This window comes from Microbulbifer okhotskensis (genome assembly GCF_023895975.1).
Classification (GTDB): domain Bacteria; phylum Pseudomonadota; class Gammaproteobacteria; order Pseudomonadales; family Cellvibrionaceae; genus Microbulbifer; species Microbulbifer okhotskensis.
Genome location: NZ_JALBWM010000023.1, coordinates 40,349 through 50,404 on the forward strand (window position 1 = coordinate 40,349; position 10,056 = coordinate 50,404).

Genomic DNA, 10,056 nt, shown 5'->3' on the forward strand with positions numbered 1-10,056 from the left:
GGTAGCTGGTAAAAGTAAAAAATTGGCAGGAAAGAAGGCAAAGCACACAACTTTTATGGCACGCTTTGCCAAAGTAAAGCGTTCTCAGGGAGCAAATATCGCGAGGATTCGCCCGGCTAGGTCTGAAATAGTCAGGCCATTATCTCGGGGTTTAAACCAACTATAGGTATGGCTAAGGGCGCCGACCAAAAGCCGTCGCACCAATGCCGGATCACCACCGGCGCAGTGGGCTGCACTGATCGCGTCCAACCAAATCTGCTCGTACTCCTCTCTCAGACGCAGCACTTCTTGTTGGCTCTCTTCGGACAAACTGCGCCACTCCACGACTAAAATGGAAAAACCCGGTACCGCCAAACCGTGAATCGCCTCCAATTCAGATTGAATGCAGGCTTTCAGCCTTTCTTGCGGAGAGGCACTCCGCTCTGCCGCAGAACGCATACGTGCTCCGGCAAAAATTGTCACTTCACGCATCACTGCACACAAAATCTGCTCTTTGCTGGAGAAGTGATGGAAGATACTCCCCGACAAAATACCGATTTCAGCGGCCAGGTCTCTCACTGTGGTGCGAGCGTATCCCTTCTGCTCAAACAGACGTGCAGCGGCATTGAGTAAACGCCCCCGAGCGGAATCCGGGTCGGTGAGCACCCCTTGTGCTACCAAGGCGCAGATCAGCTCTTGCGGAGACAACTCTTCGATAGCTTCCGCCAACTCCTGTGCACTATTACCCACAGACCACACCTCATATTTCTCAACTTGAATCAAATGTCTTAGCGGGCCCGATCATTTTTAATCAAATAGGCGCCAACTATTGAATACCAAGCGCTTGCTTGGTAGCGTTAAGCTATTCTGCGTTTTCCACCACCCAGGTGCAAGCGCCGACAAGAACAATAAAAAAACTGAACAGGCCTTACAGGTCCGAAAAAAGGAAACTCTCATGCGCTATCAAAGCCAGCTGCGCAACGGCAGCTTTAGCGAACAAACCCATATCATCACCGGCGGAGGCAGCGGTATTGGCCGTTGTATCGCCCATGAACTAGCCTGCCTCGGCGCCCATGTGGTGCTGATCGGACGCAAGTTGGATAAGCTGGAGCGGGTTGCCGGCGAGATCAATAGCGATGGTGGCGATTGCAGTATATTCAGCCTGGATATCCGCGATGAAGAGGGTGTACAGGAAACCATTGGCCAAATTGTTCAGGCCCGCGGCAGAGTTCATGGTCTGGTTAATAATGCCGGCGGCCAGTTTCCCTCCCCCTTAGAGCAGATCAACACCAAGGGTTTCGATGCGGTAGTGCGCAGTAACTTGCTTGGCGGCTTCCTCATGTCACGCGAAGTCTTTATACAATCGATGAAGCAAAACGGTGGCAGTATCGTCAATATCACGGCGGATAACACCGGCGGTATGCCGATGATGGGGCACTCCGGCGCCGCCCGCGCCGGCATGGAAAATATCACCGAGACCGCCGCGTTGGAATGGGCCTCTTCTGGGGTGCGAGTCAACGCCGTAGCCCCCGGCTATATTCTCTCTAGCGGTTTCGACACCTACGACCCGGAATTTTTGCGCGAGCTGCTGCCTGGCTTCCGCGACAGTATTCCTCTCTATCGATTAGGTGAAGAGGCCGAAGTGAGTGGTGCGGTGTGCTTTCTCCTCTCTGATGCAGCCAGCTATATCACCGGGCAAACCCTCCGTATCGACGGCGGCTCCAGCCTCAAACACCACTCTCCTCTGTGGCAACCTCAAGCTGCCAACACCTCCAAACGATTTAATGGATTCCACCGCCGGCGCAGGCCGCAGGTAGTCGAAGAAATGGAAGCGGAGGGCAAACTCTGATGCAGCCCATTGATTCTCAAGTCGACAACCGCTCGACCGAATTTAACGACAACAAAGCCACAATGCTGGAGCAGCTCAACCGGTTCCGCGAAGCCGAACAACGCCCAGTACAGGCGGAAAAAAGCAAAGCTTCCCGCTACCGCGATCGTGGCTGGCTACTGCCGCGAGAGCGCCTCAACCTACTGCTCGACCCTGGTGCGCCGTTTATAGAACTGTGCTCACTCGCCGGCTACAAACTCTTCGACGATCAAGACGGCACTGGCGCAGGCGGTGGTGCTATTTGTGGTATCGGTCAGATCAGCGGGCGTCGCTGTATGGTACGGGTGGATAATTACGCGGTAAAAGGCGGCACCATCTCTCCGGCCGGAATGGATAAAGCCTTGCGTATGCAACGTATCGCCTTGGAGAATCGCCTGCCGGTGGTTGGCCTGGCACAAAGTGGCGGCGCCAACCTAATGTACGCCACCGAGACTTTTGCTCCGGGCGGGCGCGGTTTTGCCAACCAAGCGCGCATGTCTGCTGCGGGTATTCCCCAGATCACGGTAGTTCACGGCGGCGCCACTGCCGGCGGTGCCTACCAGCCGGGGCTCTCCGATTATGTCGTGATGGTGCGCGGGCAAACCGGCATGTATCTGGCCGGGCCGCCGCTGCTCAAAGCGGCCACTGGGGAGATTGCGGATGAAGAAAGTCTCGGCGGTGCAGAGATGCACTGTGCAGAGTCTGGTAGCGGTGACTATCTTGCCGAGAACGATACCGATGGCATTCGTATGGCTCGGGAGATTGTCGCCGCCCTGCCCTCGCCACAACAGAGCATTCCGGTAAGAAATTACCAAGATCCACTACATCCCATCGAAGACCTGCTCGGCCTGATTCCAGCAGACAGTAAAAGACCCTATGACGTGCGCGAAATTCTCGCGCGGATCGCCGATGGTTCCGCCATGCTGGATTTCAAACCCGAATTTGATCGGCAGACCGTGTGCGGCCATATCCGTATCGAAGGATTTCCGCTAGGCATTATCGGCAATAACGGCCCCATCACTCCCAAAGGTGCCAATAAGGCCGCCCAATTTATCCAACTGTGTGAACAGAGCGGCACTCCATTGTTGTTTTTACACAACACCACCGGATTTATGGTGGGCACTGAAGTGGAGCACAACGGCATTATCAAACACGGCGCCAAAATGATTCAGGCAGTAGCCAACGCCAGCGTACCCAAACTCAGCATTGTGGTGGGCGGCTCCTACGGTGCCGGCAACTACGCGATGTGTGGGCGCGGATTCGATCCCCGCTTTATTTTTGCCTGGCCCAACTCCCGCACGGCAGTGATGGGAGCCGCACAGGCCGGCAAGGTAATGCGCATTGTCACGGAACAAAAAATGCAGCGTAGCGGCCGCGTGGATGAAGCGATGTTGAATAAACTAGAGAACGACACGAGTGCCTTTATGCAAAGCAATTCCGATGCCCTCGCTTGCAGTGCTCGTTTGTGGGACGACGGCATTATCGATCCCCGCGATACACGCAAGCTCTTGGGGATGTTGTTAGAAGTTTGCGCTGAGGCTGAACACCGCAAGCTCAACAAAACCACTTTTGGCGTAGCGAGGTTCTGACACCATAACTCTGGGCAAAAGGATGTGCGGTTGCCCATCACCACAATTACCGGGTTCAACATTCAAGGCAGGGAAAACAATAATGATATTTAGTGATCAACACCGGGAACTGCAGCGCACCGTACAAAATTTTGTGCAGCAGGAAATTAACCCCAACGTGGCGGAGTGGGAAAAGGCCGGCCGCTTTCCCATCCACGAAATTTTCCAACAACTGGGCAACCTCGGCCTGCTCGGTATCAGCAAGTCCAGCGACTTCGGCGGCCTCGGACTCGACTTCAGTTATGAAGCAGTATTCCTGGAGGAACTAGGCGGCGCTCACTGTGGCGGAGTACCCCTGTCTATCTCCGTGCAGACCTCAATGAGCACCCCCGCACTGGCGAATTTTGGCAGTCAAGACTTGAAAGAACAGTTCCTGATTCCTGCTATACGAGGAGAGATGATCGGCGCAATTGCGGTGTCTGAACCCGGCGCAGGCTCCGATGTGGCCTCAATCAAAACCACTGCCAAAAGCGACGGCGATGACTATGTGATCAACGGCAGCAAAATGTGGATCACCAATGCCCTCAGCGCCGACTTCTTCTGCACCCTAGTGAATACCAGTGAAGGCAAATCCCACAGCAATAAATCCCTGGTGATTATCCCGGCAAAAACACCGGGTGTTCGCATCGGAGAAAAGCTCGACAAGCTGGGCATGCGTTCATCGGAAACCGCACCCATCTTTTTTGACAATGTGCGGGTGCCCAAACATTTCCGAATTGGTGATGAAGGTGCCGGCTTCCTGCTTCAGATGCTGCAATTCCAGGAAGAGCGTCTCGCCGGCGCTGCACTGAATTTAAAAGGCCTGGAAAATTGTGTCAGCAGCACCATCGACTATGTGCGCGAACGCCATGCTTTTAAAGCGCCGCTGATCAATAACCAGACTATCCATTTCGCCCTCGCGGAAATGCAAACCGAAGTCGAGTGCCTGCGCTCATTAACCTGGCGTGCCGTGGAAGCTTATATAGCGGGAGAAGATGTCACCACCCTTGCCTCCATGGCCAAGCTCAAAGCAGGCCGCCTATCCCGCTCGATTCCTGACCAGTGCCTGCAATTCTGGGGCGGTATGGGTTATATCGAGGAAACCGTTATCAATCGGGCCTACCGCGACAGCCGTCTTACCGCCATTGGCGGCGGCGCCGACGAAGTCATGCTCGGTATTATTTGCAAGCTGATGGGCATATTGCCCAGTAAGCGCAAACCCACAGAGTGAGGTTAGGCCCATGCAGACTGTTATTGATAAAACCATCGGCATCACTCGTCACCTCACACTAAATCGCCCCAAGCAGCGCAATGCGATCAGTTTGCAAATGGTGGACGAACTATTGCAAAAACTCTCGGAGGCGGAGGAAGATCAGCAAGTTCGAGCACTGGTACTGCGTGGTGCTGAGCACAACTTCTGCGCCGGTGGCGATATTGTCGATATGCTTAACGCCCAGCAGGGTGCCAGTGACGGCGAGAACAATGCCTTCTTTCATCTCAACCGCCGCTTCGGCGAATTGATGCAGCGATTTAACCGCACCCCTCTTGTCGTGATCGCCGTGCTGGAAGGCGCAGTCATGGGCGGCGGCTTCGGCCTCGCCTGCAGTGCCGACATCACCATCGCTGATCACAGCTGCCGTTTTGCACTGCCGGAGACCCGCCTGGGTATACCGCCCGCGCAAATTGCTCCATTTGTCGTGGCGCGGGTGGGGCTCTCCCAAGCCCGACGCCTGGCACTCAGTGGAGTAAAAGTGAAAGCGCAGCAGGCTTTGGAAATCGGCCTGATTCACCAACTACTCGACGACACCGAAGCTCTTGAGGGCGCTTTACAGGAACACCTCACAGCGATCAACGCCTGCGCTCCTGGTGCCCTGGCCATCACCAAACAGATATTGATGGATGCGGCCCGAGTCAGTGACGAAAACGCCCTCGGTCAACTGTTAGACGGCGCCGCAAAGCAGTTTTCCCGCGCAATTCAGGGCCACGAGGGGCGTGAAGGTGCCCGTGCATTTCTGGAAAAACGATCACCGGAGTGGCAGCACTGATGTCGACAACAGAGAGCTTGCTAATCGCCAACCGTGGCGAGATTGCCCTGCGCATTATGCGTACCGCCCAGGCAGAGGGCTATCGCACCATCGCGGTATACAGTGATGCCGATCGCGATGCGCTGCACGCGCACCACGCAGATATAGCGGTGGCCATCGGCGGACAAACTTCAGCAGAATCCTATCTGGACATCCAGAAAATTCTCGACGCCGCAAAAAAATCAGCAGCCACCGCGATACACCCCGGCTACGGTTTCCTCGCGGAAAATGCAGAATTCGCCAGGGCTTGTGAAAATAACGGTCTGCAATTTATCGGCCCCAGCGCAGAAGTCATTGAGCTGATGGGCAACAAGCGCAAAGCCAAGGAATTTGTTACCACCGCCGGTGTGCTCTGCATCCCCGGCTTCCAGGGTGCCCAGGATGACGATAGCCTGATCGCTGCAGCACAGCACATCGGCTTTCCCCTGATGATCAAAGCGGCTGCCGGCGGTGGTGGCCGCGGCATGCGCCTGGCTCAGGGAAATGCCGAACTGGCCTCCCAGTTGCGCGCCGCACGCAGCGAATCCATGAGTGCTTTTGGCAGCGACGAATTAATCCTGGAAAAAGCGCTGATCAACGCACGTCACATTGAAATCCAGGTATTTGCAGACCGTCAGGGAAACTGCATTCATCTGGGAGAACGGGATTGCTCGGTACAGAGACGCCATCAAAAAGTGGTTGAAGAGTGCCCCTCCCCTGCAGTAGACGCCGACCTTCGCGATAAAATGGGCCAAGCAGCCGTTACCGCCGCCCGCGCTTGCGGCTATCAAGGTGCAGGCACCGTAGAGTTTCTACTGTGCCCCAGTGGTGAGTTTTATTTTCTGGAAATGAATACCCGCCTGCAAGTAGAGCACCCGGTTACCGAAATGGTAACCGGCTTTGATCTGGTCGCCTGGCAACTGGCGGTAGCCCGTGGTGAAGCCCTGCCCATTTCCCAACAACAGCTGGTTCAGCGGGGGCATGCCCTGGAAGTACGCCTCTACGCCGAAGACCCGGAACAACAATTCCTGCCCCAAGCCGGACGAGTACTCCATTGGCAGGCACCCAGCGGAGAAGGAGTTCGCATCGACCATGCCCTGCAGACAGGAGGTGAAATTACCCCCTTTTATGACCCGATGCTGGGCAAGTTAATTGCCTGGGGGCAAGATCGCGAGGAAGCGCGACGCAAACTCGCTCGGGCCCTTACCCAACTGCAATTTATTGGCCCGAAAAATAATATCCGCTTCTTGCAGAGACTGTTGGCGGAACCCCAATTCATTGCTGGTGAAGCGGATACCAGCTTTCTCGATCAACACAATATACTCATTTCCGCCGAGCCAATCCCTTCAGAAATCGCAACCCAAGCAGTGCTACTTAATCACCTGCACCACGCCAACCCTCGTGACCAACGTAGCGGTCGCAGCGATTGGCGCAGCGGTGATAACAGTGTCCCGCTGAGCTACCGCCTGGAAATTTCCGGGCAAACGCTTAATTGTGAATTGCTGGCGCTGGGGGAAAACACTTATCAGGTCAGCCTTTGCGAAGAGCACTTTCAAATCCAGCGGTTAACCTATGGGAAAGTACAGGAAGAAACCGAGATCCTTAGTGCAGAACTTCTGATGAACGGTATCAGTCAGAAAAGATTATTCCTACACAGCGAGAATAGTCTCCACCTCCTGTGTGATGGCAGGCAATACTCCTTTGCAGACACCACCCACACACCGGCAACCTCCAACCAAAATCAAGGCAGTGGCCGTATTACCGCACCGATGGACGGATGCTTAGTGGAGGTACTGGTCGAACATAATCAAGAAGTGCAGTGTGGAGATACCATCGCCCTGATGGAAGCTATGAAAATGGAGCACGCGTTACGCGCAGACCGCGATGGCACTGTGATTAAACTCGGCGCCCACGCCGGAGATCAGGTACGCGGCGGGCAACTCTTAATTGAAATCGAAGCCGCACCCAGTGAAACCGCCAAAATCCCCAGCGATGCCACATCCTAAAGGAATTCTCTATGTTTGATATCGACGCCTCCCGCTTGGCCAGCCCTTACTACAACGAAGAGCATCAGGAGTGGCGCAACCAGCTGCGACGCTTCGTCAACCGGGAGATCTCACCTTTCATCAATCAGTGGGATGAGGATGGACAACTACCTGCGGAGTTATGGAAAAAAGCCGCAGACGTTGGTCTTCTGCAAATGGGCTTCCCAGAAAACTATGGCGGCATTGAAACTGATGCATTCCATATGATTGTCGCCGCCGAGGAGCTGGCGCGCACCGGCGCCGGTGGCCTCTACGCCAGCCTTATGATTCATGGCATCGCCCTGCCCCCACTGCTGCACTACGGCAGCGAGGCACTTAAAGATAGAGTCATTCCCTCTGTGTTGCGTGGCGATAAGCATATTTCCCTGGCAATCACCGAGCCTGAAGCCGGTTCCGATGTCGCCAATATCCAGTGCCGGGCAGTACGCGACGGCGATAACTATATCGTGACTGGGGAAAAGACTTATATCACCGGAGGTATGCGCGCAAATTGGTTTACTGCTGCAGTGCGTACCGGCAGCGAAGGCTTTGGCGGCATCTCCCTACTGTTAATCCCCGCAGACACAGAAGGGGTAAGCCGGCAACTTCTTGATAAAAAACAGGGCTGGTGGTGCTCCGATACGGCCAGCATCTTTTTTGACCAAGTTCGGGTACCGATAAGCAACCTGATCGGCAGTGAGAATCAGGGTTTTCTGCCCATAGTTCACAACTTCAATCGTGAGCGCCTGGGCATTGCCGCTTCCTGTGTAGAGTACAGCCGGGCCTGTCTTCAGGATGCCATCGAGTGGGCGCAGGAACGCCAGACGTTTGGCAAACGCCTGGCCAATCACCAGGTCATCCGGCATAAATTTGCACAAATGCTGCAGCGTATCAACGCCACCCAGGCCTATATGGAACTCTGCACCTGGGCCGAACAACAAGGTCAACTCAAAGTCGCCGACATCGCTCTACTCAAAGTTCAAGCCACAGAAACCCTGGAATTTTGTGCGCGCGAGGCGATGCAGGTGTTGGGTGGAGCCGGTTATATGCGTGGTGGGCGGATTGAACGGATCTACCGTGAAGTACGGGTGAATGCGATTGGGGGTGGATCTGAGGAAATTATGCGGGATCTGGCTTCCAGGCAGATGGGGATTTAGTGATCCATATTTAACCTTGTCTATTAATGTAGAAAGACACAATATGGCCGGCAAACCTGCCGGCCATATTAAAAGGGTTACTTCTACTGGGTCTTCTGCTTCTCTTTAATAAACTCTCTTACCTGCTCGTTTAATACAGCCATAGGGACATTGCCATTCCTCAAAACAATTTCATGAAAGTCCTTAATATTGAACTCCTCACCTAATTCACTCTGCATAAGTTCTCGCAAGGCAAAAATCTCCAAGGCACCTGAATCATAGGAGGTCAACTGCGCAGGCATAACCGCCATCCGGTCCATCAACGTACTTGGGCCTGCGGCAAATGAAGCACCAGATTCCTGTAAAAATTCTGCTACTTCTTCATTACTCCAACCGAGCATATGCATCGCAGTATCCGCAACCATACCTCGCGCAGGCCATGCGCGCCTTAGGATCTTGGTAGATCCATACTGGTACATCCCCGCCTCTTCAGCGAGGTGCTCCGCATACCTACCCCACCCCTCAGCAAAAGCAGAGTTTGAAAGAGCGTCTTCTATTTTATGAAACTTATCCTGTCCCTGAACCAAGGCAATCTGCATATGATGTCCCGGATACCCCTCATGAATCGTCACCGTCTCTGCAGAAGCATACGACTCCCCTTCGTAGGTTGTCGGATCATATCCAAATCTTGCCTTTCGCTCACTGGTGCCAGGAACATAGTGTGCACTGCGACCCGAGCCCTGCTCATATTCAGGAATCGCCTTTACTTCCATTTCGATAAAAGGCATCTCGTTGAAAAAATCTACCGTTAATTCTCTCGACTTTTCTACCAGGTGTTCATAGAACTGATGCATTTCATCAGAACTATTAAACTTCTGAGTTTGATCTTCACTTGCCCTTGCAACTGCCTCAGAGTATGAATCCACCTGATAGAGATCCCGCCCTAAATGAACCACTTCACTCTTATTTGCATTGACAGTGCTTAAACCCAGCTCAAACACCTCCTCAGGGGTCCTCTGCAATGTTGTATAAGAACGATATTGGGCCATATAGCACTCACGGCCATTGGGAATTGCATGAATGCCCAGCTCCGTTCTTGCCTCAGGTAAATAGGTAGATTCTAGAAAATCTCTGTAATTCTGCATTGAAGGTATCAAATGATCCGAAAGCACCCGTTTAAATGCAACTTCAAACTCCGAATCATCAGCTTTTTTTGCCAGGCCTAGAAAAGGGTGTGCATCGATAGGGGCTTGAACCAAGCCATCAATTTGCTGAATTACACGCTTTACCACACTCTTTGGTGCAGAGTAACCCCACTCAAGTCCCAGGGCTGTCCCATATAAATCGGTGTAAAAACGAACAGAATAGACCTAGAATAGC

At 53.7% G+C, this 10,056-nt stretch carries 8 protein-coding genes; 6 read left to right on the top strand and 2 right to left on the bottom strand.

Going from position 1 to position 10,056, the window contains the following annotated elements:
* Window positions 1-84: 84 nt before the first annotated feature.
* Window positions 85-729, bottom strand: coding sequence for a TetR/AcrR family transcriptional regulator (locus tag MO867_RS07830; protein WP_252465778.1), 645 nt, complete (start codon window positions 727-729; stop codon window positions 85-87).
* Between the two features lie 205 nt (window positions 730-934).
* Here MO867_RS07830 and MO867_RS07835 point away from each other — a divergent pair, with 205 nt between their 5' ends.
* The 6 genes from MO867_RS07835 (at window position 935) to MO867_RS07860 (ending at window position 8,697) form a co-directional block, all read left to right on the top strand.
* The gene (locus MO867_RS07835; RefSeq protein WP_252465779.1) at window positions 935-1,828 is read left to right on the top strand and encodes an SDR family oxidoreductase; all 894 of its coding nucleotides are present in this window, start codon (window positions 935-937) and stop codon (window positions 1,826-1,828) included.
* Window positions 1,828-3,435 carry an acyl-CoA carboxylase subunit beta gene (locus MO867_RS07840; protein ID WP_252465780.1) on the top strand — a complete coding sequence of 536 codons (1,608 nt, stop codon included), beginning with the start codon at window positions 1,828-1,830 and terminating at the stop codon, window positions 3,433-3,435. Before MO867_RS07835 ends, MO867_RS07840 begins: the two co-directional genes overlap by 1 nt.
* An 82-nt stretch (window positions 3,436-3,517) precedes the next feature.
* Entirely contained in the window at window positions 3,518-4,684 is a 1,167-nt protein-coding gene (locus tag MO867_RS07845; protein WP_252465781.1) for an acyl-CoA dehydrogenase family protein, read from the top strand.
* 10 nt (window positions 4,685-4,694) lie between these two features.
* On the top strand, window positions 4,695-5,498 hold the full coding sequence (locus tag MO867_RS07850; RefSeq protein ID WP_252465782.1) for an enoyl-CoA hydratase/isomerase family protein: 804 nt from the start codon (window positions 4,695-4,697) through the stop codon (window positions 5,496-5,498).
* Window positions 5,498-7,522: an acetyl-CoA carboxylase biotin carboxylase subunit gene (locus MO867_RS07855; protein WP_252465783.1), complete on the top strand. Its 2,025-nt coding sequence runs from the start codon at window positions 5,498-5,500 to the stop codon at window positions 7,520-7,522. The genes MO867_RS07850 and MO867_RS07855 overlap by 1 nt, the downstream gene beginning before the upstream one ends.
* 11 nt (window positions 7,523-7,533) lie before the next feature.
* A complete protein-coding gene (locus tag MO867_RS07860) occupies window positions 7,534-8,697 on the top strand; it encodes an acyl-CoA dehydrogenase family protein (RefSeq protein ID WP_252465784.1) in 1,164 nt (387 codons plus the stop codon).
* Window positions 8,698-8,780: 83 nt separating this feature from the next.
* Here the strand turns inward: MO867_RS07860 and MO867_RS07865 are convergent, their stop codons facing one another.
* Window positions 8,781-10,004 (bottom strand): DUF885 domain-containing protein, encoded by a 1,224-nt coding sequence (locus tag MO867_RS07865; protein ID WP_256473884.1) that lies wholly within the window; start codon window positions 10,002-10,004, stop codon window positions 8,781-8,783.
* Window positions 10,005-10,056: the final 52 nt, after the last annotated feature.

What these genes read in the sequence shown, in the direction of transcription:
- MO867_RS07835 (WP_252465779.1), top strand. Translation starts at nt 935, where the DNA reads ATGCGCTATCAAAGCCAGCTGCGCAACGGCAGCTTTAGCGAACAAACC.
- MO867_RS07840 (WP_252465780.1), top strand. Translation starts at nt 1,828, where the DNA reads ATGCAGCCCATTGATTCTCAAGTCGACAACCGCTCGACCGAATTTAAC.
- MO867_RS07845 (WP_252465781.1), top strand. Translation starts at nt 3,518, where the DNA reads ATGATATTTAGTGATCAACACCGGGAACTGCAGCGCACCGTACAAAAT.
- MO867_RS07850 (WP_252465782.1), top strand. Translation starts at nt 4,695, where the DNA reads ATGCAGACTGTTATTGATAAAACCATCGGCATCACTCGTCACCTCACA.
- MO867_RS07855 (WP_252465783.1), top strand. Translation starts at nt 5,498, where the DNA reads ATGTCGACAACAGAGAGCTTGCTAATCGCCAACCGTGGCGAGATTGCC.
- MO867_RS07860 (WP_252465784.1), top strand. Translation starts at nt 7,534, where the DNA reads ATGTTTGATATCGACGCCTCCCGCTTGGCCAGCCCTTACTACAACGAA.